This is a genomic window from Nocardiopsis sp. NPDC007018, from assembly GCF_040635075.1.
Lineage (GTDB): Bacteria > Actinomycetota > Actinomycetes > Streptosporangiales > Streptosporangiaceae > Nocardiopsis.
In genome coordinates, this window is sequence record NZ_JBEYHA010000003.1 from 127,239 (window position 1) to 151,653 (window position 24,415).

Annotated in this window: 25 protein-coding genes and 1 pseudogene; 10 read left to right on the forward strand and 16 right to left on the reverse strand. The window is 71.7% G+C overall.

Going from position 1 to position 24,415, the window contains the following annotated elements:
- From ABZ635_RS02545 to ABZ635_RS02555, 3 genes are all read left to right on the forward strand, one after another.
- The gene (locus ABZ635_RS02545) at positions 1-726 is read left to right on the forward strand and encodes a YIP1 family protein (RefSeq protein ID WP_357757711.1); all 726 of its coding nucleotides are present in this window, start codon (positions 1-3) and stop codon (positions 724-726) included.
- 268 nt (positions 727-994) lie between these two features.
- Positions 995-2,326, forward strand: coding sequence for a UDP-glucose/GDP-mannose dehydrogenase family protein (locus tag ABZ635_RS02550; RefSeq protein ID WP_357757714.1), 1,332 nt, complete (start codon positions 995-997; stop codon positions 2,324-2,326).
- 140 nt (positions 2,327-2,466) lie between these two features.
- Positions 2,467-3,165, forward strand: coding sequence for a TNT domain-containing protein (locus ABZ635_RS02555; protein ID WP_357757717.1), 699 nt, complete (start codon positions 2,467-2,469; stop codon positions 3,163-3,165).
- Between the two features lie 42 nt (positions 3,166-3,207).
- On the opposite strand, the gene ABZ635_RS02560 is transcribed toward ABZ635_RS02555, so the two are convergent.
- Positions 3,208-3,672 carry a hypothetical protein gene (locus ABZ635_RS02560; protein WP_357757720.1) on the reverse strand — a complete coding sequence of 155 codons (465 nt, stop codon included), beginning with the start codon at positions 3,670-3,672 and terminating at the stop codon, positions 3,208-3,210.
- Between the two features lie 229 nt (positions 3,673-3,901).
- Positions 3,902-4,759 carry an immunity 49 family protein gene (locus ABZ635_RS02565; RefSeq protein WP_357757722.1) on the reverse strand — a complete coding sequence of 286 codons (858 nt, stop codon included), beginning with the start codon at positions 4,757-4,759 and terminating at the stop codon, positions 3,902-3,904.
- Between the two features lie 538 nt (positions 4,760-5,297).
- Between ABZ635_RS02565 and ABZ635_RS02570 the strand changes: the two genes are divergently transcribed.
- The gene (locus ABZ635_RS02570; protein ID WP_357757725.1) at positions 5,298-5,723 is read left to right on the forward strand and encodes an OsmC family protein; all 426 of its coding nucleotides are present in this window, start codon (positions 5,298-5,300) and stop codon (positions 5,721-5,723) included.
- 102 nt (positions 5,724-5,825) lie between these two features.
- On the opposite strand, the gene ABZ635_RS02575 is transcribed toward ABZ635_RS02570, so the two are convergent.
- The 3 genes from ABZ635_RS02575 to ABZ635_RS02585 are packed head-to-tail and all read right to left on the reverse strand — an operon-like array spanning position 5,826 to position 7,276.
- Positions 5,826-6,128 (reverse strand): DUF397 domain-containing protein, encoded by a 303-nt coding sequence (locus ABZ635_RS02575; protein ID WP_357757729.1) that lies wholly within the window; start codon positions 6,126-6,128, stop codon positions 5,826-5,828.
- A gap of 51 nt (positions 6,129-6,179) precedes the next feature.
- Positions 6,180-6,422 (reverse strand): DUF397 domain-containing protein, encoded by a 243-nt coding sequence (locus ABZ635_RS02580; protein WP_357757733.1) that lies wholly within the window; start codon positions 6,420-6,422, stop codon positions 6,180-6,182.
- Positions 6,419-7,276: a helix-turn-helix transcriptional regulator gene (locus ABZ635_RS02585; protein ID WP_357757736.1), complete on the reverse strand. Its 858-nt coding sequence runs from the start codon at positions 7,274-7,276 to the stop codon at positions 6,419-6,421. The genes ABZ635_RS02580 and ABZ635_RS02585 overlap by 4 nt, the downstream gene beginning before the upstream one ends.
- A 218-nt stretch (positions 7,277-7,494) precedes the next feature.
- Here ABZ635_RS02585 and ABZ635_RS02590 point away from each other — a divergent pair, with 218 nt between their 5' ends.
- Both ABZ635_RS02590 and ABZ635_RS02595 read left to right on the forward strand, forming a co-directional pair.
- Positions 7,495-8,049, forward strand: coding sequence for an ATP-binding protein (locus tag ABZ635_RS02590; RefSeq protein ID WP_357757739.1), 555 nt, complete (start codon positions 7,495-7,497; stop codon positions 8,047-8,049).
- 107 nt (positions 8,050-8,156) lie between these two features.
- Complete coding sequence (locus tag ABZ635_RS02595) at positions 8,157-8,477, forward strand: hypothetical protein (protein WP_357757741.1); 321 nt, start codon at positions 8,157-8,159, stop codon at positions 8,475-8,477.
- A gap of 61 nt (positions 8,478-8,538) precedes the next feature.
- On the opposite strand, the gene ABZ635_RS02600 is transcribed toward ABZ635_RS02595, so the two are convergent.
- The 3 genes from ABZ635_RS02600 to ABZ635_RS02610 all read right to left on the reverse strand — a co-directional run bounded on the left by ABZ635_RS02600 (position 8,539) and on the right by ABZ635_RS02610 (position 11,300).
- Complete coding sequence (locus tag ABZ635_RS02600; protein ID WP_357757744.1) at positions 8,539-9,000, reverse strand: hypothetical protein; 462 nt, start codon at positions 8,998-9,000, stop codon at positions 8,539-8,541.
- 128 nt (positions 9,001-9,128) lie between these two features.
- On the reverse strand, positions 9,129-9,563 hold the full coding sequence (locus tag ABZ635_RS02605) for a hypothetical protein (protein WP_357757746.1): 435 nt from the start codon (positions 9,561-9,563) through the stop codon (positions 9,129-9,131).
- Positions 9,564-9,773: 210 nt separating this feature from the next.
- Complete coding sequence (locus tag ABZ635_RS02610; RefSeq protein ID WP_357757749.1) at positions 9,774-11,300, reverse strand: MFS transporter; 1,527 nt, start codon at positions 11,298-11,300, stop codon at positions 9,774-9,776.
- Positions 11,301-11,371: 71 nt separating this feature from the next.
- Here ABZ635_RS02610 and ABZ635_RS02615 point away from each other — a divergent pair, with 71 nt between their 5' ends.
- The gene (locus ABZ635_RS02615; protein ID WP_357757752.1) at positions 11,372-11,941 is read left to right on the forward strand and encodes a TetR/AcrR family transcriptional regulator; all 570 of its coding nucleotides are present in this window, start codon (positions 11,372-11,374) and stop codon (positions 11,939-11,941) included.
- A gap of 104 nt (positions 11,942-12,045) precedes the next feature.
- On the opposite strand, the gene purE is transcribed toward ABZ635_RS02615, so the two are convergent.
- Together purE and ABZ635_RS02625 are read right to left on the reverse strand one after the other, a co-directional pair.
- A complete protein-coding gene (gene purE / locus ABZ635_RS02620) occupies positions 12,046-12,579 on the reverse strand; it encodes a 5-(carboxyamino)imidazole ribonucleotide mutase (protein ID WP_357757755.1) in 534 nt (177 codons plus the stop codon).
- Complete coding sequence (locus ABZ635_RS02625) at positions 12,576-13,778, reverse strand: 5-(carboxyamino)imidazole ribonucleotide synthase (protein WP_357757758.1); 1,203 nt, start codon at positions 13,776-13,778, stop codon at positions 12,576-12,578. Before ABZ635_RS02625 ends, purE begins: the two co-directional genes overlap by 4 nt.
- A 197-nt stretch (positions 13,779-13,975) precedes the next feature.
- Here ABZ635_RS02625 and ABZ635_RS02630 point away from each other — a divergent pair.
- Positions 13,976-14,398 (forward strand): annotated as a pseudogene (locus ABZ635_RS02630) (GtrA family protein); the annotation flags it as partial.
- Positions 14,399-14,609: 211 nt separating this feature from the next.
- Here ABZ635_RS02630 and ABZ635_RS02635 read toward each other — a convergent pair.
- Positions 14,610-15,611, reverse strand: a complete 1,002-nt coding sequence (locus ABZ635_RS02635) for a type II CAAX endopeptidase family protein (RefSeq protein ID WP_357757918.1) — start codon at positions 15,609-15,611, stop codon at positions 14,610-14,612.
- Between the two features lie 405 nt (positions 15,612-16,016).
- Between ABZ635_RS02635 and ABZ635_RS02640 the strand changes: the two genes are divergently transcribed.
- Positions 16,017-17,156 (forward strand): Mrp/NBP35 family ATP-binding protein, encoded by a 1,140-nt coding sequence (locus ABZ635_RS02640; RefSeq protein WP_357757761.1) that lies wholly within the window; start codon positions 16,017-16,019, stop codon positions 17,154-17,156.
- Positions 17,157-17,247: 91 nt separating this feature from the next.
- Here ABZ635_RS02640 and ABZ635_RS02645 read toward each other — a convergent pair whose 3' ends face one another.
- The 4 genes from ABZ635_RS02645 to sigE form a co-directional block, all read right to left on the reverse strand.
- Positions 17,248-19,041, reverse strand: coding sequence for a trypsin-like peptidase domain-containing protein (locus ABZ635_RS02645; protein WP_357757764.1), 1,794 nt, complete (start codon positions 19,039-19,041; stop codon positions 17,248-17,250).
- Between the two features lie 258 nt (positions 19,042-19,299).
- Positions 19,300-20,325, reverse strand: a complete 1,026-nt coding sequence (locus ABZ635_RS02650) for a transcriptional regulator (RefSeq protein ID WP_357757767.1) — start codon at positions 20,323-20,325, stop codon at positions 19,300-19,302.
- A gap of 47 nt (positions 20,326-20,372) precedes the next feature.
- Entirely contained in the window at positions 20,373-21,161 is a 789-nt protein-coding gene (locus ABZ635_RS02655; RefSeq protein WP_357757769.1) for a zf-HC2 domain-containing protein, read from the reverse strand.
- Entirely contained in the window at positions 21,158-21,784 is a 627-nt protein-coding gene (sigE, locus tag ABZ635_RS02660; RefSeq protein ID WP_357757771.1) for an RNA polymerase sigma factor SigE, read from the reverse strand. Before sigE ends, ABZ635_RS02655 begins: the two co-directional genes overlap by 4 nt.
- Before the next feature lie 318 nt (positions 21,785-22,102).
- On the opposite strand from sigE, the gene ABZ635_RS02665 reads away from it, so the two are divergent.
- On the forward strand, positions 22,103-22,693 hold the full coding sequence (locus ABZ635_RS02665; protein WP_357757921.1) for an O-methyltransferase: 591 nt from the start codon (positions 22,103-22,105) through the stop codon (positions 22,691-22,693).
- A 127-nt stretch (positions 22,694-22,820) separates the two neighbouring features.
- On the opposite strand, the gene ABZ635_RS02670 is transcribed toward ABZ635_RS02665, so the two are convergent.
- Complete coding sequence (locus ABZ635_RS02670; protein WP_357757774.1) at positions 22,821-24,311, reverse strand: leucyl aminopeptidase; 1,491 nt, start codon at positions 24,309-24,311, stop codon at positions 22,821-22,823.
- Between the last annotated feature and the right edge of the window lie 104 nt (positions 24,312-24,415).

Genomic DNA, 24,415 nt, shown 5'->3' on the forward strand with positions numbered 1-24,415 from the left:
GTGCTCCGCCACCTGGTCGGACTGCTCGCCGGAATCGCCCTCGCCCCCGTCCTCTGGGTGGCGGTGGCGTGGTCGGCCCAGACCCTGCCCGAGCTGATCCGTGGAGACGTGGGCTTCGCCACCGTCTGTTCCGTGGTGGTGCTGTGCGCGGTGGGGGTCGTCGGCGCGTACCTGGTGGCCTCACGGCTCTCGCCGCTCGCCGCCGGGTCCAGCGGTCTCCTCCTGGCGTCGCTGTGCCTGTGGCCGGTGGTCGCCCCCGCCACGGTGGGCCCCGCCCTGTACTGGCTCAACGAGGAGAGCTTCCTCTACCCCAACGACGCGGGGCTCGGTGTGGGACTGCCCCTGGGCGTGCTGCTGCTGGTCTCCGCGACCCTGCCGACCCGGTGGCGCGCCGCCCACGACCTCGGCCCGACGGGCGGCCTCCCCTCCCGCGAGCGTGTGGTGGCCAGCCACAGCAGGGAGGACTTCCGGCGCGGCGGCGCCGCGCCGGACCCCGCGTTCGACGGCGGGTCGGTGACGCTGGTCGACCCGGACCGCGTCTGGAACGACGGCGGGCCGGTGGGCGACACCGTGCCGGACGTGCCGCCGCCCTCCTCGCCCGTGCGCGGACGTGACGATCCGAACAAGACCACGACACCGTTCCGTCGCGGTGAGACCGGCGCGGTGTGGACCCCGGTGGACGACGAACCCGGTCACGGGCACTCGTTCGACGACGGACGCTACTAGCCCGCCCGACCCGTGCGGGTTCGCGCGTTTGCGCACACTCCTCCCCCGGTGCGAACGCCCTCCCACGCGCCGGTAACCTGACCGCCTGACTGTTCACGTGTTGTTCGGTCACGCGCCAGACCCCGACGCGTAGGGTGATGCACCGTCCCCCCACGGACTACCCGTCGGCCGAACCATGTCCGTTTTCTGCCCTCATGCGGGATGTGGGCCGCCACGAGCGGGCATAACCAGCAGACGAGGCGCGTGCGGAAGCGAGGAAGGAACACCAGTGGTCGAAGCGGAACGTATGCGGGTCTCCGTCATCGGAACCGGCTACCTGGGCGCCACCACGGCCGCCTGTCTGGCCGAGATGGGCTTCGAGGTCATCGGCCTCGACGTCGACGAGGCCAAGATCAGCACGCTCCGCTCCGGCAGGGTGCCCTTCTTCGAGCCCGGTCTCGACGAGCTGCTGACCGCCAACCTCGAGACGGGGCGGCTGCGGTTCACCACTGACGTCGCCGAGGTCGCCGAGTTCGCCGACCTGCACCTGATCTGCGTGGGCACCCCGCAGCGCGACGACTCCGGCGCCGCCGACCTGCGCTACGTGAACTCGGCCGTGGACCAGCTGGCCCCGCACCTGACCCGGCCGACCGTGGTCGTGGGCCGCTCCACCGTGCCGGTGGGCACCGCCGCCACCCTGGCCGCCCGGCTGTCCGCGCTCGCGCCGGTCGGCGCCGAGGCGGAGCTGGGCTGGAGCCCGGAGTTCCTGCGTGAGGGCTTCGGCGTGGAGGACACGCTGCGCCCCAACCGGATCGTGATCGGCACCGACTCCCCGCGCGTGGAGAAGGCGGTGCGCGCGCTCTGGCAGCGGCAGGTGGACGACGGCACCCCGTTCCTGGTGACCGACCTCCAGACCGCCGAGCTGGTCAAGGTGTCGGCCAACGCGTTCCTGGCCACCAAGATCTCCTTCATCAACGCGATGGCGGAGGTGTCGGAGGTCGCGGGCGCCGACGTCATCCAGCTGGCCGAGGCCCTGTCCTACGACGACCGGATCGGCGGCAAGTTCCTCGGGCCCGGTCTGGGCTTCGGCGGCGGTTGCCTGCCCAAGGACATCCGCGCGTTCATGGCCCGCGCCGACGAGCTGGGTGTGGAGCCCGCGCTGTCGTTCCTGCGCGAGGTGGACGCGATCAACCAGCGCCGCCGGGCGCGCACGATCGACATCGCCCGCCAGCTGATCGGCGGGAACTTCGCCGGTCGCACCGTGACGGTGCTGGGTGCGGCGTTCAAGCCGAACTCGGACGACATCCGCGACTCCCCCGCTCTGGACGTGGCCTCCACGATCGCGTCCCTGGGGGCGCGCGTGACGGTGTACGACCCGGCCGCCCTGGAGCGGGCACGTGAGGCACACCCACAGCTGAACTACGCGGACTCGATGCTGGAGGCCGCGCAGGGCGCCGACGTGGTGCTGCTGCTCACCGAGTGGCCGGAGTTCCGGGAGGCCAACCCGGAGGAGCTGGCCTCGGTTGTGGCGCAGAAGCGGATCGTGGACGGGCGCAACGCCCTGGACCCGACCTACTGGCGCGCCTCCGGCTGGACCTACCGGGCGCTGGGCCGCCAGTAACCCCCTGCTTCTCGTCGTCGAACGGCCGCTCCCTCCGGGGTGCGGCCGTTCGTCGTGTGGGGGCCGCCCATGGTTGACTTCGTTCCGTAGTTTTCCAGTGACCCTTGGTGTCGCCCGGGGGTCCGGTCGAACGGAGTCCGATGTCGAAGTTCCCCCTGCTGGTCGGTGCGGCCCTCGCCCTGGCCATGACCGCCGCCTCGCCCGCCGCCGCCGAGGTGTCGGGGTGTCCGGTGCTGTCACCGCCGCCCAGCGCCGACGACCTGGACCGCTACCTGTGCGGCGACAGCCGCCTGGGCCCGTCCGAGCTGCCCGAGGACGGCCCCGTGGGAGAACTGGTGGAGGAGTACGACCGGCTCGGGGGGCTGTCGCCGGTCGAGTTCCTGGACCGCTGGTGGACGGTCGACGGCAGCTGGGACTACCCCGAGCACGACGGGTTCGTGGTCGTCGACGGCCAGCCGTTGAAGGAGCTCCAGGAGCTGCCCTCCGGGTGGATGCTGGACCGGTTCGGCTCCCCGTGGGGGTCGTTCCTCGCCCCGGCGGGCGCGCCCTACTCCCAGCGGGCGCTGCCGCCGAACTCGCTCAACACCTGGCCGGACGGGCCCGAGCACAACTACAACTGCTACGAGGTGACCGAGCCGGTCCACGCCTGGGTGGGTCCGATCGCCCCGCACTTCGAGCAGCCCGGCGGCGGCGAGCAACTGTTGGTGCCCGCCGAGGAGGTGCCGGAGGCCGAGGGAGATGGGAACGTGCCCGTCAACGACCTGCTGGAGTGGGGCTACCTGGAGCAGCGCCCCGCCGAGGAGTGCGTCCCCGCCGAGGGGTACGAGCTGAACGCCTAGGACCTATCCACACTGAACGACCCGTCGACGGTGGCTGATCGGTCACCGTCGACGCTGATCCGGTTCGCCAGTCACCTGGTCTCTGTTCTTGACCTCCCTGAACTTGGCGAAGAGCCAGGAGGGAATGTGTTCCCTCTCCCTGGGGAACCGGAAATAGTCATTCGCGAAGCGTTCGGGGTCCAGAGGGTAGGGGAAGGGGGGCTCGTCGTCATAGTTGAAATCGACGTGAAAGCTTCCCGGTCGAGTGATGGTGTAGTGCAACGAGAACCAGGTTCCCCTTGTGGGTTCGTGCATGAGATCTCTGAGATCGCGAAGCTCCCCACTCGCCTGGAGGGACAGTTCACCCGTTGTCCTCTCGCCGTCTTCGGTCACGATCACCACGGAGGCGGCCGACAGCTCGGAGAGGCAGGAGAAGATCACCTCGATTCGCTTCCACCCCTCTGGCGCCTCCGCCAGGACGAGCCTTCCGATATCCACGAGTTTCCGCTGTTGCTCTGAGGATTCCACCCGAGCACCCTACTGCTCGATGCGCCGACATCCGCCGGGGGCATTGGCCGTCGGACAGGGGTCCCACCGGATTTCCTGGGCCTGCCACTGTCGGTTCCGGTCCGACGGGTCGGAACCGGCGTGATCGACGACCAGGAGCCGGACCACGCGCCCACGTCCTCCTGGCACATCTCCACGCGAAGGTCCACGAGCAGGCGTTCGACGCCACACCCCACGATCGCCCTGACTCTCAGCGGGAAGGATTCCAGGTGTCGCTCAGCATCCCGTCAGGAAGCAGCGGCGAACGCACAGAGAACGTGAAGTCCTCGTCCCACTGATCCATGTCCCGGGCCCGACAGGCAAGAGCCATCAACTCCAACGGGAACTCGGGAACACGCGCACCGGGGTCGCCCGCGCGGCGCTTCTCCCGGAAGTCCGTGAATTCGGTCAGCGCCCGCACCAGGTGCTCTTCCACACCTTCGGGGTCGTAGCACTCCAACTCGAACAGCAGGCGCATGACCGAGAGCAGGTTGCCCGCATGGTCGTGCCGCCTCAGCAGGGGGTCGTCTCCCCAAGGGGTCCCGATGAGGAACTCCAGGGATTGGACGAGACCGGGCAGGTCGAGGACGTAGGACTGGAGGGAGTCGATCCAGTTCCGGGTGCGTACGCTGCCGCGTGGGGTGCCGTCCCGGGCCACGTGCGCGACGATTCCGGGGGGGATGTCGCACAGGTCCCGGCACCGGGCCCGGTCCCGCAGGACCATGGTGAGGTAGAAGGCCCTCGACCAGTCCTCGGGAAGGGTTTCGGAGCCGTCGGGTGCGGGGCCCCTCAACCTCACCCGGGCGTCCGGCAGGACGTCGTAGTCCGAACCGATCGCGTCGGCCACACGGCGCACCCCGGCGTAGGAAGCCAGCATCGCCCGCTCCCAGGCCCGCCGTGTCTCCGGCAGGGCCGCTTCCCGGTCCAGGGCCAGCTGTTCCTGTGCTCTCTGGTAGTAGTGTTCGGCCTCGATAGCGCGTACCTCCTGATTCTCCGCGCACCGCGCTCCCGCGAAGGCGGTGCTCCCCCCGACCGGGTCCGGTCGACGGTCTTCGCACGGGCGTCCCATGAGTCATGACGGGGGCGCGACCCGATCCGGCTCGACCCCGGGGAGAGGTCTCGAGCGGGCCACCGCATCGCCTAGAGGGGAAACGCACCGACCCAGTCACGCTCCAGGATGTGTTTCGGCAGGTACCCGGACTCCACCTCGAACCGGAAGTCGGGATCGACGAGAGCGGAGTCGTATCCCCAGCACGCGAGAGCGAAAAGGCTCAGTGGGCCCCCTCCTTCGGCCTCTCGGGTTCTTCGGACGCGATGGTGACCGTTGTCGCGTCTCCAGATCGTAGCCCCCGCCTTCGGGCGGAGAATCCGCACCCGGCCGTTCGAGGAAAGGGCACGACGTACCGGAGTGGGGCTATCTGGAGCGGCGCCCCGCCGAGGAGTGCGTCCCCGCCGAGGGGTACGGGCTGAACGCCTAGCGCCCGCTTCCCGGATCATTCCGCCCGCCCGTCGCCCTCCGGGTTCCGGGGCGTCGTGGCACCGCGAACGCCCCCGGGGCTGCGAGGCTGGCATCGACCGATCGACCGACACACACGAGGAGCATGCTCATGGCGACCACACGCAACGCGACCGCGCACTGGGAGGGGGCGCTCCTGGACGGGGCGGGACAGGTGTCCCTGGACTCCTCCGGGCTCGGCACCTTCGACGTCACGTGGGCGTCCCGGGCCAACGACCCCGACGGGCGCACCAGCCCGGAGGAACTCATCGGCGCCGCGCACGCCACCTGCTACTCGATGGCGTTCTCCCACGCCCTCGCGGGTGAGGACACCCCGCCGCGCAGCGTGGACACCAAGGCGTCGGTGACCTTCCAGCCGGGTGAGGGGATCACCGGCATCCACCTCGACATGGAGGCCGACATCCCGGGGATCTCCGAGGCGGACTTCCAGCGGATCGCCGAGGACGCCAAGGCCAACTGCCCGGTCAGCCAGGCGCTCAAGGGCACGACCATCACGCTCACCGCCACCCTGCGCTGAGGCCCCGCCGTCCCGGAGTTCGGGGGGGCGTACGCGGAAGCCCCGCGGCGACGGAGGATCGTCGCCGCGGGGCTTCGGCGTGTCGGAGGGTGCTGCGGCCCGCTACCGGAGGGCGGTGGTGAGGAAGGACGTCCATTCGACCTTGGGGAAGGGCAGGTGACCGGCGTCCGGATGCTTGGAGTCCCGCATCGCCGCACCACACGGCAACGACCCCACCTCCACACAGTCCTGGCCCCGGCCGCTGTGCGTGCTCTTCCGGAAGTCAGGGGGCAGGTGCGCGACCTCGACGCACTCTTGCCCCTGGGCACTGTGCGTGCTCTTCCGGAATGTCGTGGGGATGCAAGCGACTTCCACGCAGTTCTGGCCCTGCGCGCTGTAGGTGCTCTTACGGAACTCCAGGATCATCAGCTACCGCCTTCTGCCGACGCTTCGACTCGTGAGGGGCTTCCGGACCCGCTACCCGAGCGCGGTCGAGAGGAACGAGGTCCACTCAGCCCCGGGGAAGGGCAGGTGACCAGCATCCGGGTGCTTGGAGTCCCGCATCGCCGCACCACACGGCAACGACCCCACCTCCACACAGTCCTGGTCCTGGGCACTGTGCGTGCTCTTCCGGAAGTCAGAGGGCAGGTGCGCGACCTCCACACAGTTCTGGCCCCGGCCGCTGTAACTGCTCTTACGGAACTCAAGCCGGTGACTCATGTCTGCCTCTCCAGAGCTGTGACGGCTTCGTCGATGAACGTGGCGGACAGGGACGTGGAAAGCGCCACTCCCTGGACGTTGCTGAAAGCAAGGTTATACGCGTCAAGCTCCTCGGGAGTTTCGAGGGCGAGTCCCGTCGTCGCTGTCTCCACGAACACGATGGGAGTGTCCCGAGGCTCGGAGAACTCCAGAATGGTGAAGGCTCCTTCCATCCCCAGGTGCTCACCAGCCGCATAGGGGAGGACCTGGACGTCGATGTTGTGCCGAACTGCGAGATGGCTCAGGTGCACCAGCTGTTCCTTCATCACCTCCCGGCCGCCGACGAGGCGGTGGAGCGCTGCCTCGTCGATGACCGCCGTCATACGGGGCGGGTGAATGCGGTTGAGGATCTGCTGGCGGTTCACCCTGGCCTCGACCAGGCGCTCGATGTTCTCGTCCGCCGTGACACGACCGCCACGGAAGATCGCCGCCGCGTAGCGCGGAGTCTGGAAGAGCCCCGGGATGAGCTGGGGTTCGAAGGTTCGGATAGCCGTGGCCTCGGCTTCCCAGTCGGGGAGGGCGCGCTCACCGAAGACATCCTTGTACTTGGACCACCAGCCGCGTTCCTTCGCCTCACGGGCCAGGCCGTGCATTCCCTCGCGTGTCTCCGAGCTGACCTGGTAGAAGTCCGCGAGAGCGTTCAGGTCCGAGTTGCGCAGACGACGAGCCTCAGCGGTCTCCATGCGCCCCAGTGTGGAGCGGGGGACCCCGGCCCCCTTGGCCGCCGCGTCGAGTGTGAGCCCGGCTTCTTCCCGTAGGCCACGCAATACGTGACCGAGTCGGCGTCGACGGATGTTCGGGCTCTTCTGTGTCATTTGGGACCCCTCATCGGACATAACGGGAGTCTTGCAAGAACCGCTTGACTCACGGGAATCTCATTCTAGGATGGAATCTAACTGGAGGCTCACTTCCTGATCCACGAGCCGAAGGCTATGTCGAGCCCGTTCCGCGCGTCATGCATTCATGAAACTTCCAACGGGCGACCTTCCCCAACCCCTGTTCGTGCTTCGCCATGCCAAGGAGTGTGTTCGTCATGCCCGTGCTCGCCCCCGTACCCCCGATGGCCCAGGTGACCATCGCCCTCAACGAGCTGGTCCCGCCCGCCTACCGGCACTACTTCAACGGCCAGGCCGAGTGCTCCTACAAGGTCCGCCGGTACGACTTCGGCCCCTCCGGCGTCTTCCTCCCCCTGGTCCGGGCGTTCCTGGACACCTGCGCGGCGGAGCGGAGCGCCGACTACCGCTACCTCTTCACCCTGATGGGCGGCGAACTGGCCAGCAACGCCCTCAAGCACTCCCGGTCCGGCCTGCCCGGCAACTCCTACTCGCTGCTCTGTGAACGCCGCCGCGACGGACTGCGCCTCCTCTGCCGCGATGACGGCGTGCGCGACCGCCCCTTCAGTTCGCGTGAGCGCGAGTACCTCGCGGCGGACCCGGGCGGGCTGGACCCCAACGCCGAGGCCGGGCGCGGACTGGCCATGATCGACGCCCTGTCCACCCGGTGGGGCGACAACGGCCGCCCGCACTACCGGGGCGTCTGGTTCTTCCTCGCCTACGACCTGAGCGAAAGCCGCTGGAACTCGCTCTAGCGAACCCCGTGCACGCGAAAGGGCTCAGAAGGCGCGCCAACGCCCTCTGAGCCCCCAACACGATCCCTGAATTCCAGACTCGCGAAAGCAAGAAAGCAGGATCAACGATGAATCCTATCTCCATCACCCCGGCCGTACGGGGAAACCGGGTCTCCGGTGCCGCCTGCCCCTCCTGCGAGCACCGTTCCTGCCGCTCCTGCCGGGCGCAGCACCTGCCACGTCTGGGCGGCCACCGGGCGGAGTTCACCGCCGAGCACGCCCGCGCCGCGCTCCTCCAGCAGCGGCACCGGGACCTGGTCATCTACTTCGGTGAGTCCACCCAGTCGTACTGGGTCGCCTCCGCCACCGGCCTGCACGAGGCTGGCGACTGGGACCACCTCCTCGCCCACCTGTGGGGCCGCGACCGGCTCCGCCGCTCCATGAGCTGACCGACGGCCGGGGCTCTCGGGACGGGCCCGCCCCGCACCCCGTGCCGAGCGCCCCGGCCTCCTACTCCTCGTAGGCCCGGGCGAGTTCCTCCCGAAGCCAGGCGGGGACGTGTTCCGGGGTCCGGGGAAACGTCCTGAGATCCTCCGCGAACTCCTGCGGGCCCGGTGGGAGGGTACCGCCGGGCCTCCGGTCGTAGTCGAAGTCGATCCTGAACCTGCCGGGAGGGAGGACGTGCAGGCGCAGGGAGAACCAGGTACCGACCCCCTCCCGGTACATTCCCCGGCGCAGACGGATCACGTCACCGTTCACGCTGTGGGGAAAGGTCTCCCTGGCCGGAGGGGCCCCGTCCCGGGTGACCCGGTTGCCGATCGTCGTGAGCCGGGCCAGGGAGGTCACCTCGAACGTGATCTCGGACCACCCCGGAGGGCACGCGCCGACCAGCGCGCGCACGACGCCGTCGACGAGTTCGCGCTGTTGTACGGGGTCGAGGGTGTCGTCAGGGTCGACGGGGGAGCTGTTCACGGCTGTGACCTTCCGTTGGGTCTGCAAGGGAAACGTCGACGATGACGACACGGGCGGCCGACCCGGGCCGGTTCGGCGACCGTTCCGGGCCGGGTATCTCGGTGCGGGGGCCGGAGCACCCGGAGGGGTCACGCCTCCCCCGCTTCGTAGCGGCGCAGCTTCTCCCGAAGCCACTCGGGAACCCGCTCCGGGTTCCGGGGGAACCGTTCCGCGTCCCTCCAGTAGTCACCGAGGGCGAGCTCGAACCCGAAGTCAGGCTCGGCGTCGTACGCGTAGTCCACGTGGAATCGACGGTCGTGGGTGATCACGTACCGGAGGCCGAACCAGGTTCCGGTCCCCTCCCGGTACATCCCCTCCCGCAGTTCACGCAGGGACGAGACCGCGGAGCCCGGGAGGTCTGGGTACGTGACCGCCCCATCCCCACCCGTCACGACGACGGTGGACACGCTCACCCGGTGACAGGCGTGGAAGTCGACGACGATCTCGTGCCAACCGTGGGGGAGGCGGTCCACCACGGCGCGACCGGTCTCCCGAAGCACGACGTCCTGTTTCTCCGGTTCCATGCGCATGGGTGAGCCGCCCGTGTTCGGTCTTGGCATCGTGTGGGGGCCGGAGTGCGCCTGGCGCGGCCGTGCCGACCGACTCTCTCCGACTCCCGGACATCCTTCCACACGGGTACGACGCCTCCGGAGGCCACCGACGGGCCCACGAGGCCCGGACCGGTCCTCCTACCCGCTCCGAACGAGCTCTCCCCGATCCGGGCGGCGGTCGGTTCAGGTCCGGGCGGCGTCGTGCCCGGTCGCCTCGGTTCCTGCGGGCAGACGCCGGAGCGCGACCAGCGTCAGGAGCGTCACCGCCGCCATCACGGCGGCCCCGGTGAGAGCGGCGGCGGTGACGCCCGAGGAGAAGGCGTCGAAGGCGGCGCCGAGGAGTGCCCCGGCCTCGTCGTCGGGCAGCGCTCCGGCGACCTCCGCCGCGCCCGCGACGGTCTCCCCGGCGGCACCGTCCGCCCCGGGGACCCCGCCCATCCCGGCCTGGTAGACCGATGTGGCGATCGTGCCCAGGGTGGCGATGCCCAGCGCCGCGCCCAGTTCCGTGCTGGTCTCGGACACGCCCGCCGCCGATCCGGCCCGCTCGGGCGGGGCGGTGGCCATGACCAGCGTGTTCGCCAGAGTGCCCACCATCCCCACCCCGAGGGTCACCACGACGTACCCGGCGAGGAAGGCGACGACGCCGTCGCTGAGCCCGACGATGGTGAAGCCGCCCGCGCCGACGGCCAGCCCCGCGCCCATGAGCACGGCGGGGCGCACCCGCTCAGCGAGCAGCCCGGCGGCGGTGGCCCCCGCCACGGCGCCGAGGATGGTCGGCAGGGCGTACAGGGCCGCCATCAGGGGGCTGAGCCCGTGCACGACCTGGAGGTAGGTGAAGGTCAGCACGCCGAGCCCGGCCGCGGCGAAGGAGACCACCGCGTTACCGGTCACCGAGGCGGTGAAGGCGGGACGGGCGAACAGGGAGAGGTCGACGAGTGGGTCGAGGGCCCGGCGCTGACGGGTGACGAAGGCCGCCAGGGCCAGCAGTCCGACGACGAGCGCGACCAGGACGGTGAGGTCGGGTCCGTGGGCGACCACGCGCTTGGCCGCGTGCACCAGGACGAGGATCGCGATCAGGGAGGTGGCCGCCCCGGCCAGGTCGAACGCGGTGCGCGAGGGCTCGCGCGACTCCGGGAGCAGGAACGGCGCGGCCGCGAGCAGCAGTGCCATGAACGGCAGGTTGATCAGGAAGACCGACCCCCAGGGGAAGAACTCCAGCAGCACCCCGCCGATGATCGGGCCGACGACGGCGCCCCCGGTGAACGCGACGGTCCACAGTCCGATGGCGGCCCGGCGCTGCGCGGGGTCGGCGAACATGGCGCGGATCAGCGAGAACGTGGACGGGGCGAGGGTGGCGCCGCCGACGCCGAGCAGGGCGCGCCCGAGGACGAACAGTTCGGGGGTGGGTGCCAGGGCCAGGAGGGCCGAGGCCGCGCCGAAGGCGACGGCCCCGCAGAGCAGGAGCCGCCTGCGGCCGATCCGGTCACCGAGCGCCCCCATCGTGATGAGCAGCCCGGCCAGGACGAACCCGTAGACGTCCATCATCCACAGCCACTGGGTTCCGGTGGGGTCGAGGTCGCGGGCGATGGCGGGTGCGGCGACGAAGAGCACCGAGAGGTCCATGGAGACCAGGAGCGCGGGGACGAGGAGCAGCGCGAGCCCGGCCCAGGTGCGGCGGGTGGCGCGTGTGTTGGTGGGAAGGGTGGTCATGGCGACTGATCGTACGTGCGTTCAAATCGGCCGTCAATATGTACGTACGTCAAAAGTGCTAGGGTCGGGGCATGAGCCAACGTGAGGACCTGCTGGCGGGCGCGAAGAAGTGCCTGGCGGAGAAGGGCTACGCCAAGACCACCGCCCGCGACATCGCCGCCGCCTCCGGTGCGCACCTGGCGTCCATCGGATACCACTTCGGGTCCAAGGACCAGCTCATGAACACCGCCGTCCTCGAAGCCACCGGCGAGTGGGGCGACGTCTTCGAGGCCGCCATCACGAGGGCGCGGCCGGAGACCGCCAAGGACCGGGCCCGCCTGATCGTCAGCACGCTGTTCGAGACCCTCCCCGCCCACCGCGACCTCATGGTCTCCAGCGTGCAGGTCTTCGGACAGGCCCAGTTCGACGCCACCATGCGGGCCCAGCTCGCCGAGGGCGTGGCCGAGGCCCGCCGGGAGTTCAGCGCCCTCGTCCTGGGTGTGCCCCCCGAGGAGGTCGACCCCGGCACCGTCGCGGGCCTGGGGTCGATGGTCTACAACACGGTCACCGGGTACGTGCTCCAGTACCTGGTCGACCCCGAGTCGCTGCCCACGGTCGACCAGGCGATGGCCGGGCTGCGCGCCCTCCTGCCCGAGGAGTGAGGCCGGGCCCCGCGCCACCAGGGCCCGCGCCCCGGGGCCCCACGGGACGGCGGGACCTTCGGGGCCCACTGCTCCGGGGAACGGGGGACCGGGCCCCGGGGCCCCTACAGGCCGAAGCCCATCGTCCGGCCGCCGTCGGCCACCTCGCGGCGCAGCCGCTCCCCCTTGGCGTGCGCCTGCTCCTTCAGCTGCTCCTGGAACGTCGCCATGCGCTCGGCCAGCTCCGGGTCGTGCGCGGCCAGCTGCCGCACGGCCAGCAGACCGGCGTTGCGCGCCGCTCCCACCGCCACCGTCGCCACCGGCACCCCGGCGGGCATCTGCACGATGGACAGCAGCGAGTCCATGCCGTCCAGGTACTTGAGCGGCACCGGGACGCCGATCACCGGCAGCGTGGTCACCGAGGCCAACATGCCCGGCAGGTGGGCGGCGCCACCCGCACCGGCGATGATCGCCTTCAACCCGCGACCGGCCGCCTCCGCCCCGTAGGAGATCATCTCGTGCGGCATCCGGTGCGCCGAGACCACGTCGGCCTCGAAGGGCACGCCGAACTCCGAGAGCGCCTCGGCGGCCTCGCGCATCACCGGCCAGTCGGAGTCGGAGCCCATCACGATGCCCACCACGGGCTTGCTGTCGGTCACTTCTGGTCTCCTCGCAGGTAGGAAGCGGCGTCGCGGGCGCGCTCCAGCAGGTCCTCGTAGTCGTCGCCCATCACGGTGACGTGCCCGATCTTGCGGCCCGGACGCACGTCCTTGCCGTAGAAGTGCACCTTCACCTCGGGGTCCTTGGCCATCACGTGCAGGTAGCGGCGGTACACCTCCGGGTCCTCGCCGCCCAGCAGGTTGGCCATGACGGTGTAGGGGGCGTTGGTGCGCGGCGAACCCAGGGGCAGGTTCAGGACCGCGCGCAGGTGCTGCTCGAACTGGGAGGTGCGGGCGCCCTCGATGCTCCAGTGCCCGGAGTTGTGCGGGCGCATGGCCAGCTCGTTGACGACGACGTCGTCAGCGGTCTCGAACAGCTCCACCGCGAGCACCCCGGTGACGTCCAGGGCGTGCGCGATCTCGATCGCCAGCTTCTGGGCGCGCAGGGCCCGGTCCTCGTCGAGCCCCGGAGCGGGAGCGATCACCTCGTGGCAGATACCGCCGCGCTGGACGGTCTCCACGACCGGGTAGACGGCGACCTGCCCGTGCGGGGAGCGGGCCACCTGCACGGCCAGCTCGCGGGAGAAGTCCACCTTCTCCTCCACGAGCAGGTGGACGTCCTCGGCGGCGGCGCGGTCGACGACCTCCCGGGCCTCCTCGGGGCCGTCCACGACCCACACGCCCTTGCCGTCGTAGCCGCCGCGCGCGGCCTTCAACACGACCGGCCAGCCGGTGCCGCCGTTCCGGGCTCCCGCCCCGCCGGAGGCACCGTCCCCGGTGCCCTCGGCGAACCCGGTGACGTGCTCCAGGGTGGTCACCGCCCGCCAGCGCGGGCAGGGCGCGCCCAGCTCCGCCATGCGGGTGCGCATACGCAGCTTGTCCTGCGCGAACCGGAGGGCGTCGCGGCCGGGCCGCAGCAGCCCGCCCGCCTCCTCCACGGCCCGCAGGACCGGCTCGGGCACGTGCTCGTGGTCGAAGGTGACGACGTCGTGGGCCTTGGCGAAGGCCAGGACGTCGTCCAGACCCTTGTCGTCGCCCAGGGTGACGTCGCCGCAGACCAGGGCCGCGCTGTCGGCGGGGTCGGCGGCCAGGACCGAGAAGTCCACCCCGAGTCCGATGCCCGCCTGGTGGGTCATCCGGGACAGTTGGCCTCCGCCCACCATTCCCACACGGGGGACGATGCGGTTACGCTCGCTCACAGTTCCTCAACTCAATGCTCGTCAACCGCGGATGCGGGGCGGCCCCGCGCACGGCGGAACCTGGCCGATCGGCTCGGAACCCGCGGCCGGGGTGTCTGTCGAAGGCCCCGGATAGAGTCTAGGGCGTGCGGGTACGCCGCCCCAGGGCCCACTCCCCTGCCACCGTGACCCCCACCAGGACCCGGAGGCCGCTGGCCATGCGCGCGTTCCTCTCCCGCCGTCCCCGACTGGCCCGGCTCGCCTCCGAGGTCGGCAAGTTCGGCTCTGTGGGCGCGCTCGCCTACGTCGTCCAGCTGGCCGCCACCAATCTGCTGTGGGCCGCCGGGATGGGCCCGATGACCGGCCAGGTCGCGGGCACCTCGTGCGCCATCGCGGTGGCCTTCGTGGGCAACCGGTACTGGACCTTCGGCGACCGGGCCCGCACCGGCCTGGGCCGGGAGACCCTCCTGTTCCTGGCGATGAACGGCGTGGGCATGCTCATCCAGGTGGGCTGCCAGGCCTTCTCGCTGTACGTACTGGGCCTGGACAGCACCCTGGCGCAGAACGTCTCCGGCAACGTGGTGGGCGTGGGGCTGGGCACGCTGTTCCGCTTCTTCGCCTACCGCACCTGGGTGTTCCCGCCCGTCCCGGAGCCGGAGGCCTCACGGGTGGGTCCCGAAGGGGAACACCGGCCTCACGGAGACGACGCCCCGGGGAGCCCGGCGGGGCGGGGGCACCCAGAGGAGACCGCCGAGGTCGCGCAGGAGCGCTCCACGGAGACGTCCGGGGGCCGCTCCGCCGAGGACGACGGGGCGACGCGGACCCGCCCCTGAACCGCGCCCCGCACCGACCTCAGGCCGGGACGGGAGCGCTGCGGCGCGCCACCCCGTGGCGGCGGGCCAGCGCGCTCACCAGCAGCAGGTACAGACCCACCTGCACCACCGCCAGGACCAGCGTCATCGGGGTGTTGGTGCCCAGGGGAAGACCCCCGCCGAGCACCACACCGGTGCCCACCTCGTCCAGGCGGCCCTCCACGGCGCACACGCCGAACTGGATCAGGCTGTTGACCACGTGCAGACCGATCGCGGCCTCCAGGCCACCGGTGCGCCAGGTCGCCCAGGCCATACCCAGGCCGAGCACGGCCAGCGCCGCTGTGTTCCACGCGTCGCCGGGGTGGGTGGCCGCGTACAGGGCGGCGAACAGGGTGCCACCCGCCAGGATCGCGGGCCATGGCGAGCGCAGCACCCGGGAGAACGCGCTCCTCCCGGTGGGCGACCCCAGCGAACCGACGAGCTGCATGACCATCCCGCGCAGCGTCATCTCCTCGGCCACGGACTGGAGCGGCACCAGCAGCGCGATCACGAGCAGCGCCGCGGCGAGGACCTCCACGCTCCCGTAGCCGACGGTGACCGGCAGGTCCGACGGCCCCTCCCCGGACACCACCAGTACCAGCGCCGCCACGGCAGTGGCCGGGATCGCCCCCGCGCACACGCAGCGGGCCAACCAGCCCCAGCGCACGCGCCCGGTGACCGACAACAGCGAGCCCGGTCTGCGCCACTGCACCACCCGGGCGACGAAGAGTGTGACGGGTGCGAGCAGGGCGATCGCCGCCAGCCCGAAGGCCAGCCCCGCGATCTCCCCCACCCGGACCGAGTCGGGCGCCAGACCGCTGCCACCGAGGATCGCGACGATCGTCATCACGACCAGCACGCCGACCCACAGGAAGAACAGCAGGACGGCGAAGACCAGGAGCGCCAGCGGCGGGACCCACCAGCGGAACCTCGGGGTTCGGGCGAGTCTGTGATACGACTCACCCCCGGGGATCTCCGCGCACGCGAAGAGACTGGTCCGCACCGGACGCGGGGGCGGCCACGCCCACACCGCCGGGTCGGGTGTCAGGGCGGGGTGCCCGCCGGGCGGGGTCTGCCTCGCGCCACCCGGCGGCCAGGCCCAGGTCTGCTCCTGGGTGTGGCCACCGGAAGCCTGGCCCTCCGGCCCCTCAGGCGCGGCGGGCCAGGACGAACCAGGCGGTGGCGGCACATTTCCCATCGTGCGCTGAGACTACTATCCGGGCATGTATCGCCTGCGTTAAGGCCACGCCGTTATGGCCTGGTCACAGTGCGGAACACCAGCCCCCACCGCCCCTCCCGACGGAATAGCGGACCGCCCCTCCCCTGTTGCACGGGATGGTCCTGCGGACGGTCACGCGAGCGACGCCACAGGCCAACCACCCCGTCCCGCTGACCTACGATTGAGTACATGTCCTCCACAGCAACCACCGAGCAGGTCCACGCAGCCCTGGCCACGGTGCAAGACCCGGAGATCCGCCGCCCCATCACCGACCTCGGCATGGTCAAGAGCGTCGAGATCGGCGACGACGGCGCCGTGCACGTCGGCATCTACCTCACGGTGGCCGGCTGCCCGATGAAGGGTCGCATCGAGAAGGACGTGACCGAAGCGGTGACCAAGGTCGCCGGGGTCACGAAGGTCACGGTCGAGCTCGACGTCATGAACGAGGAGCAGCGCAAGGAGCTCCAGACCAAGCTCCGCGGCGGCCAGGCGGAGAAGGAGATCCCCTTCGCCAAGCCGAACTCCCTCACCAAGGTCTACGCGGTCGCCTCCGGCAAGGGCGGTGTCGGCAAGTCGTCCGTCACCGTGAACCTGGCCGCCGCGCTCGCGGCCCAGGGCCACAAGGTCGGCGTCGTCGACGCCGACATCTACGGCCACTCGGTGCCGCGCATGCTCGGCGCGTCGGGCTTCCCGACCAAGGTCGAGGACATGATCCTCCCGCCGACCGCGCACGACATCAAGGTCATCTCGGTGGGCATGTTCACCGAGGGCAACACCCCGGTGGTGTGGCGCGGACCCATGCTGCACCGCGCCCTCCAGCAGTTCCTCTCCGACGTGTTCTGGGGCGACCTGGACGTCCTCCTGATGGACCTGCCCCCGGGCACCGGCGACATCGCGATCTCCGTCGCCCAGCTCCTCCCGGCCGCCGAGCTGATCGTGGTCACCACGCCGCAGCAGGCCGCCGCCGAGGTCGCCGAGCGCGCGGGCGCGATCACCGCCCAGACGCACCAGCGCATCGCGGGCGTCATCGAGAACATGTCCTACTACCAGCCGGAGGACGGCGGCGAGCCGGTCCACCTCTTCGGCCAGGGCGGCGGCCAGACGGTCGCCGACGCGCTGACCAAGACCCTCGGCGCCGAGATCCCGCTCATGGGCCAGGTGCCGCTCGACACCCGCCTGCGCGAGGGCGGCGACGAGGGCCAGCCGCTCGTGCTGACCCACCCCGACGTCGAGGCCAGCAAGGTGATCACCTCGATCGCCGAGAAGCTGGTGGGCAAGCCGCGCGGCCTGGCCGGGATGCAGCTGGGCATCTCGCCCGCCGGTCGCTGACCTCGGGCCGACGGTTCGGCCGGAGGACACGCGTACGGCCCCCGGGTCCCGCTGGGACCCGGGGGCCGTCGTGTGCCCGGGGGCGGGACGGTCAGTCGCTGGCGCCGAGGGTGACGGTGACGGCCTCGCGGTCGCCGTCGCGCTCGTACTCCAGCTCGACCTCCTCGCCCGGGGAGCGGTCGCGCACCATCGCCTGGAGTTCCCCTGCGGAGTTGACCCTGCGGCCGTCGAAGGAGACGATCACGTCGCCCGGCTCCAGCCCGGCCTCGTCGGCGGGCCCGCCCCGCTCGACCGCCTGGGGGTCGTCGTCGATGGCCGCGCCGATCACCGGGTTCCGGGAGTCGAAGACGACGCCGAGGTCGGCGTAGCTGGTCTCACCGTGGTCGATCATCCGGTTGACGACCTCCTCCGCCTCCGTGGACGGGATGGCGAAGCCCAGGCCGATGCTGCCGCCCGGCTGTTCGCCCATGAAACCGCCGCCCATGGTGACGATCATGGAGTTGACGCCGATGACCCGGCCCTGGACGTCGACGAGCGGGCCGCCCGAGTTGCCGGGGTTGATCGCCGCGTCGGTCTGGAGGGCGAAGAACTGGCTCTCACCCTCGTCGGAGCTGACCGGCCGGTCCTTGGCGCTGATGATGCCCTGGGTGACCGTGCCGTCCAGGCCCAGCGGCGCGCCGATCGCGATGACCTCGTCTCCCACGACCGCCTCGTCGGAGTCACCGAACTCCAGCGGCTCGACCTCGTTGGGGTCCTCCAGTTCGAGGACGGCCAGGTCGGAGCTGGGGTCCGAGCCCACGACGGTGGCCAGGCTGTTGCTGCCGTCGCTGTACTCGATCACGATGCCGTCCTCCTCCAGGGGGGCGGAGACGTGGTCGTTGGTGACGACGTAGTCGTCGGCGATGACGAAGCCGGAGCCGGTCGCTCCGACCCGTCCGCCCGCGCTGCGCAGCGAGACGACGCTCGGGCTGACCCTCTGCGCCACTCCCGCGATGGTGTCGGCCGCGCGTTCGGGCGCCTCGGGCGGGGGCTCGTTGATGGTGGGCCCCGTCTTGTTCTCGGGGGCCGCCTGCTGGTCGGGGCCGAGGAGCCCTCCGGCGAGCCCGCCCGCGCCACCCGCGATGAGGCCGATCACCAGCATGCCGCTCAGGGCCGCCCAGAGGGGGACTCCGCGCTTGCCGCGACGCGGCGGCTGCTCGGGAGCGGTCGGGGGGTGGGAGGCCGTGGCTCCGGGCGGGGCGGCGAAGTGCCCGTGCGTGGCCGCGCCCTGGGAGGACTGCGCGAAGGGGTTCTGCTGCGTCTGGCGGGCGTAGGCCTGCTGGGCGGTGTACGCCTGCTGCGTGGCCTGGGCCTGCTGGGACGCGTTGGGCTGGAGCCACTGAGCGTTGTGCGCCTGCTGGGACGCGTGCGCCTGCTCGCCGCCAGGGGACTGCTGCGCCCCGAAGGCTGCCGGAGTCTGCTGCCCCGCCTGCCCCTGTTGGGCCGCCTGAGCCTGCTGGGCGGCCAGGGACTGCTGGGACGTCTGTGCCTGCTGCGCCGCGTGTGACTGGGGTTGCTGCGCGCCGTGCGCCTGCTGGGCCCCCGTGGACTGCTGATTCTGCTGCGCACCGAAGGATGCCGGAGTCTGCTGCCCCGCCTGCCCCTGTTGGGCCGCCCGGGCCTGCTGGGCGGCGCGCTCCTGCTGGCCTTCGTGAGGCTGCTGGGCGCCCTGAGACTGCTGTGACACCGGGGCCTGCGGGTACTCGTGCGACTGCGGCTGCCCGAGAGCCTGACCATCATGGGGCCGCTGTGCTCCCGAGGCCTGCTGGGGCTGGAGCGGCTGCTGCGGGTCCTCGGTCCCTCCCGCCTGGGGGCGGTCTCCGTGAGGGGGCTGGTGGGGGTGCATGGGGCCTCCGCCGCCGGGAGTCGGCGAGGTCGGGGGAGGCTGGGCTCCCTGCGGATGGGGCGGGGCGGTCCACGCACCGGCGGACCCCTGCCCCGGGTCTGGCGCGTCCGACGCTCCCGGATGTGGCGCGCCGCCGTTCGGCGAGGGCCGGGTACGCCCCTCGACGGGTTCCGAACGGTCGTTGTCCTGGCTCAAGACCTGCTCCGTTGGTCGCTCGGCTTCGGTCCCGGCACGCGCCCCGTGCCGGGCGGCGGGGCCCTAGAGCAGGCCCAGCCGGGACAGACCTCGCAGCACCCTGGCCCAGAAGCCGGAGTCCTCGGGTCCTGGCAACGCGGCCACCGCCGAGGAGGCCAGGTCCGCGGGGGCGTCGGCCAGCACCGTGTAGACGAATCCGTTCGCCTGCCACACGCTCTGGTACTGACCCACGTCACCGCCGAAGATCGTGTCGTTTCCTGGTGTGACGCCACCACCCCCCGTCCCGGTTCCGGCGTATCCGTTACCAAGTGTGGAGGGATGTTCCGTTCCCAGCTTCCCGCGCTGGGCGAAGACCGACACCTGGGAGAGTCCGTCCGAGTAGACGGCGTGCACGACCCGTTCCCCCGCGTAGCGCTTGGAGCGGGTGTCGACCAATCGCAGGTCCCAGGTCAGGTGCTCGGGCAGCACCCATCCCGCCTCGCGTAGCCGCTGCCGTTCCCCGGGGTCGAGGGCGTCGCCCCAGGGCGAGTCACCCGAGACCCCGTCCGGCCAGGCGCCCTCCCCCGGGCTGAGGTCGGTGAGGTGGCTGCTGAACGCCTCTGCGCCCGAGCGGTCGTACACGGTGTGCCCCAGCAGGAGGTGGGTCTCGGTGTCCACCCAGAACCGCCCCGCCACCGTGGAGTCCGCCCGCAGCGCCTCCACCAGCCGCGCGGACCTCCCGTCGAGGGTGTCCGGGCCCGCGTCCACCACCCGGTAGGTCTCCTCCAGCACCACCAGCAGGCGCTCGTCGAGGGACTCCAGGGCCGGGGAGGCCAGCACGACGAAGGCCGACTGCGCGTCCTCCTCCCCCAGCGGCGACATGGCCAGCCCCGAACCGGGCCGGTGGACCACACGCACGTCGACCCCGTCCCGTGGGGTTCCCTCGGGTCCGCGCACCTCGCGCACGGCCGTGTAGGGCACGCGGCCGTGGGCCTCGGAGGCGCGTTCCAGCACGGCCATGCCGTGGTCCTCCCCCTCGGCCGGGACCGCTGTCGCGTCCGGATGCACCGCACCGGTGAGCACCAGGGCGCACAGGAGCGCGGCGGCCACCACTGGGCCGGGGGCGGTGTTCGGGCCGGAAGAGGGTCTGCCAGACCTCACCGGGTCGTTTCGGTCGAGCCCGAGGGGGCGCCCTCCGCCGCGACGGGGAGCGGCTCGAACGGCGGCTGGTCGGCGGGCAGCGGCTCCACCACCGGGATCTGGCGGCTCGTCACCGCGTGCTCGACCGCGAAGTCGGCGAGGCGGGGCTCGACCACTGGCGCGTCGTCACCCTCACCACCCGCCACGAACGCGCTCCCCAGCAGGGCCGTCGCCACCGCCAGACCGGCGACGGCGTAGCGTCCGCCGGAGAAGTGCGGCAGCAGGTGGGAGAACCGGTCTCCGCCACCCCGGGGTTCGGGGCTCGGCGGCACGTACCGCTCCGGCCGGGTCCGCGGCTGCTTCCGCCGGTCCTCGGACGTCGCGGTGCCCGGGCGGGTGCGCGCGGACTCGGGCACCGGTTCGCTCGGGTACGACGGCCGGTCCGCCCCCGACATGAGGGGGCCGCCGGTGGGGAAGCCCCCCAGCGGGCGGGTGTGCCCCAGCGGAGGGCTGGAGCCGAAAGGGCCGGTCGGCGGCGGGTCCGAGGGACCGCGATCACCCCGATCACGTGTCCCGGTGACCGGCCCTCCCAGGCCCGGCTGGGACATCAGGCGCCCCATGAAGTCCATGCTGGGTTCGGGTTCGCCGAGCCCGGTGAGCCTGCGCTTGAGTCTGCGCATCATGTCGGCCTCGAAGCGGCACGACTCGCACTTGGCCAGGTGGATGAGGGCGCGCTCGTGCTCGGCCGCCCCCAGCTCTCCGTCGATGAGCGCCGACAGGCGCTCCCCGAGGTGGTCCTTGCTCACTCCGCCTCCCCGAGCTTGACGTTGGCGGTGCCGCCGTCGGCCCCCTCGGCGCCGGCCGCGGCCGCCAGGGACCTGCGGTGCTCCAGGGCGCGGCGCAGCTGGGCGCGCCCCCGGTGGATACGGCTGCGTACGGTGCCCAGCTTGACGCCGAGCGTCGCCGCGATCTCCTCGTAGGAGAGGCCCTCGATGTCGCACAGCACGACGGGGGCGCGGAACTCGGCGGGCAGGGCGTCCAGCGCGCTCTGGACGTCGGCGTCGAAGTGCCGGTCGTCGTAGCGCTGGGCCGGTGAGGGCTCGCGGCCCTCCAGCCGTTCGTCGGCGTTGTCGGCCAGCCCCTCGAAGCGGATGCGGGCCTTACGCCGGGCCATGTCGAGGAAGAGGTTGGTGGTGATGCGGTGCAGCCACCCCTCGAAGGTGCCGGGGGTGTAGTTGGCGAGGGAGCGGAACACACGGATGAAGACCTCCTGGGTGAGGTCCTCGGCGTCGTGCTTGTTCCCGGTGAGGCGATAGGCCAGTCGGTAGACGCGCGGCGAGTGGACGCGCACGACCTCTTCCCAGCTCGGGGGTTCCCATGCCTCGAACTCGACGGCAGGGCCGGTCTCTGGCACCGCTGCTCCCTTCATCCCGCTGATGTGCCACGCGAGGGCTGGGTCGGGGGGCGTTCACTTCGTGGCGATCAACGTGCGTTCATCCCGATTCAACGTCGGAGGGGTCGATGAAGTTCCCGCCGCCACACTCGGAGTTGCGGCCTGATCAGGCTAGTCTTCTGCACAGGGACATACCTGGCCGCTACCACCATTCTACGGTGGGTGACGATCCCCCGGTCAGAGCGCCTGGCCATGACATTCAGCAGTGCTTGGGAGGCCGTCATCAGCGCAGAAGAGAGCGTGGCCCGGACCGCGTGGGTCCGGACCGAGCAGGCTCGGTTCGAGGAGTCCGCCATGGGGGACGGGCCGCTGGCGGACGCCTACGACGCCGGGGTGCGCGCCGCCGCCTCGCCCGTGGACGCCGCCACCGGGGCCGCGCTGCGGTTCCTCACCGCGGCCATCGGGGCGCGCGCGGTGGTGGAGATCGGCACCGGGTGCGGCACGTCGGGCCTGTGGCTGCTCAGGGGGATGATCCCCGAGGGCATCCTGACGACCGTCGACGTCAACGCCGCCTACCTGGACTACGCGCGTTCGGCGTTCTCCCGGGCGGGGTTCGGAGCGGGCCGGGCCCGGTTGATCCGAGGAGCGGCGCTGGAGGTGCTGCCCCGGCTGACGGACGGCGGGTACGACATGGTGTCGGTCGACGCCGACCCGGAGTCGTACCCGGCCTACCTGGAGGAGGCGCTGCGGCTGCTGCGCCCGGGCGGGGTGGTGGTGTTCAACGCCGTGCTGGCCACGCCCCCCGAACCGGACAGCCCGCTGCGGGTTCCGGGCGCGGCGGAGGTCGCGGTACGCGAGGTGATGCAGCGCATGCGGGAGGACGAGGCGTTCATCCCGCTGCTGGTACCGGTCGGCGAGGGCCTGCTCGCCGCCATCCGCCCGTAGGGGCCGCGCAGCGCGGGACCCGGGGCCCGCCTCCCGGAACGGGCCCGGCGCGGCCCCTCATGCGGCGGGCCCGTGCGGAGGGGTGGTCCACACGGGCCCGCGGCCGGGTCGTCGCCGACCGGAGGCGCTACCGCTGGGCGAGCCAGCGCAGCAGGGTGCGGGTGGCGAAGGCCGTACCGCCCTTGGTGAGCAGCCCGCTCTCCTGCATGGACCGGCCCGGACCGGCGATGTCCAGGTGGGCCCAGGGCAGGCCGCCGGTGAACTCACGCAGGAACAGGGCCGCGTCGGTGGCCCCGGCCGGACCGAAGTCGCCGCCGCGCGTGCCGATGTTGGCCAGGTCGGCCACCCGTGACCGGGTGGTCGGGAGGTACTCCTCAGTGAGCGGCATGCGCCACAGCGGCTCGCCCGCCTCGGCCCCGGCCGCCTCGATCTGGGCGGCGACCGCGTCGTCGGTGCTGTACAGCGCGCCCGTGCCGGTGCCCAGGGCGAGCTTGGCCGCGCCGGTCAGGGTGGCCACGTCCACCAGGACGTCCGGGACGAGTCGGGTGCTGGCGTAGCCCATGGCGTCGGCCAGGACCAGGCGCCCCTCGGCGTCGGAGTTGAGCACCTCCACGGTGCGGCCGGTGTAGGTGGTCAGCACGTCGCCGATGCGGGTGGCGTCACCCGACAGGGCGTTCTCGGCCAGTGCCAGCAGACCGGTGACCCGGACCCCCGCGCCCACCGAGGACAGCGCCGACAGGACGGCCAGCACGATCGCCGCACCGCTCATGTCGGTCTTCATGAGCTTCATGTTGTCGTTGGGCTTGAGCGAGAGCCCGCCGGTGTCGAAGGTGATGCCCTTGCCGACCAGCACCACGTGCGCGGTGGGGTTCTCCGGCGTGTAGGACAGCTCCACCAGCCGGGGCGGCCGCGACGAGCCCTGGCCGACGCCGAGGATGGCGCCGAAGCCCTCCTCCTCCAGCTCCCGCTCGTCCCACACCCGCACGCCGAGCCCGGACCCGTCGGCGGTCTCACGCGCGCGGGCGGCCATCCACTCGGGGTCCTTGGTCAACGAGGGGGTGTTGATCAGGTCCCGTGCCAGGGCGGTCGCCGCGGCCAGGGTGGTGCCCAGACCCAGCGGCCCGGAGAGGGCGGAGACGTCGCCGACCACGTCGATCGCGGGTGCGGGGCGCTGCGACCTCGGGGGCGCCGTGGTCTTGTACGTGAAGGTGTAGGAGGCGAGCAGGGCGCCCTCGGCGAACGCCGTGGCGGCCGCGTCGTCCGCGCCGGGCCAGGCCACGGCGACGCGCTCGTTGCCCCGTGCGGCCCGGGAGAGGGCGGCACCGGCCTTCCGGAGGTCGTCGGGGGCACCCGATCCGACTCCGAGAAGGGCCAGGCGCACCAGGCCCCCGTCCCGGGACACCGGGAACTGGCAGAGCTCACCGGGTTTGCCGGTGAGTGCGTAGTGCGTGAACAGGTCCGCGAGCGAGGACGGAAGGACCTGTGTCAGTCCGCCGTCGGTGACCCCGTCGACCGCCTCGGGGCCTTCCTCGCCCGCGGGTACGGGGAGGACCAGCAGGTCCGCGGTGGAATCGGCGAGGGTCCCCGGTACGGGGTGGATCTCCGTGGCGAATGGCACAGGCCGCTCACAATCGTTCACTCGGGGAGGTTCACGCGGGTGGGAGGTGTGGAACCTCGGGGGTCGTCAGGGCGTTCCGGCCCAGGTGGGGGACGAGTGGTACC